Origin of the sequence: Streptomyces sp. NPDC088812 (assembly GCF_044750285.1) — a bacterium.
Classification (GTDB): Bacteria; Actinomycetota; Actinomycetes; order Streptomycetales; family Streptomycetaceae; genus Streptomyces.
In genome coordinates, this window is the sequence record NZ_JBIVJP010000102.1 from 1 (window position 1) to 1,038 (window position 1,038).

Annotated in this window: 1 protein-coding gene; it reads right to left on the minus strand. The window is 76.0% G+C overall.

Going from position 1 to position 1,038, the window contains the following annotated elements; translation table 11 throughout:
• Nucleotides 1-142 precede the first annotated feature (142 nt).
• Nucleotides 143-937 carry a hypothetical protein gene (locus tag ACIP67_RS43485; RefSeq protein WP_401700297.1) on the minus strand — a complete coding sequence of 265 codons (795 nt, stop codon included), beginning with the start codon at nucleotides 935-937 and terminating at the stop codon, nucleotides 143-145.
• Nucleotides 938-1,038: the final 101 nt, after the last annotated feature.

The window sequence follows — 1,038 nt, forward strand, 5'->3', positions numbered from 1 at the left end:
CTGGCCCTTGAAGAGGCCGCTGATGACGACCGCGGCGACGGCGGCCATGCCCAGGCCGGCCAGGACCACGAGGGCCAGGAAGAAGATCTCGAGCGCAAGAAGGGTATCCATGCGGGACATCCTACCGAGCGGGCCGGACCTGTCAGGCCAGGAAGCCCACCATGACGTGCGCCACGACGCCGGCCGCTCCCACGGGCGCCAACGCGAGGGCGTAGCCCGCCCGGCGCGGGCGCAGGGTGGTGCCCACCGGCCGGTCCTCGGGCCGCGGCCGCGAGGACGGCGCCGTGGCGGCGGTCAGAGACACCAGCACGGCCACCGCGAGCGCCGCGGCCGTCACGGCCGGCCGGTCCCGGGCGCCCACGCCGGCCAGCGCGGAGACGGGCCACGCGAGCACCGTGCCGAGGGGAATGACGACGAGCGCCAGGACTCCCGGCCGGCCCTGCATATACGGGGTGAGGCCGACGAGGGAGACCACGGCCACAGTGACCGCCAGGGTGATGACCAGCCCGGCGACCGCGGGGGTGTCGCTCCAGCGTGAGACGGCCACCCAGCACGCCGTCACGACGGCCACGAACGCCCCGCCCATCGTGGCGACGGTGGACTCGAGGCGCAGCGGCCGGCCGGTCCCGCGCACCAGCTGGACGACGAACGAGGCCATGGTGCTCCAGGCGACGACGACGGCGAGCGGCTCGAAGAGCGTCCAGGCCCCGCTGTGGCCGTCCTCGAGCGGCGGCCACAGCAGCATGAGCAGCACCGCGACGCCCCCGGCGACGGCCAGGGTGAGGCTGAGCGAGAGGCGCGCGGGCGCCCCCATCTGCCGCGGCCAGCCCCAGGCGATGACCAGGATCACGACGGCGGCGGCGAGGGCGGCGGGGACCGGGCCCAGCAACGCGGCACCGCCCAGGACGAGGGCGGCGACGGCCGCACTCAGGGCCATGGACAAGCGCATCACCTGCCCCATCCTGCCAGGTGCGCACCGGCTCGGCCCCGGGCAGGCGACGGCGGGCGCGCCTCGCGGGCCGCCGTCCTCCTTCCGTA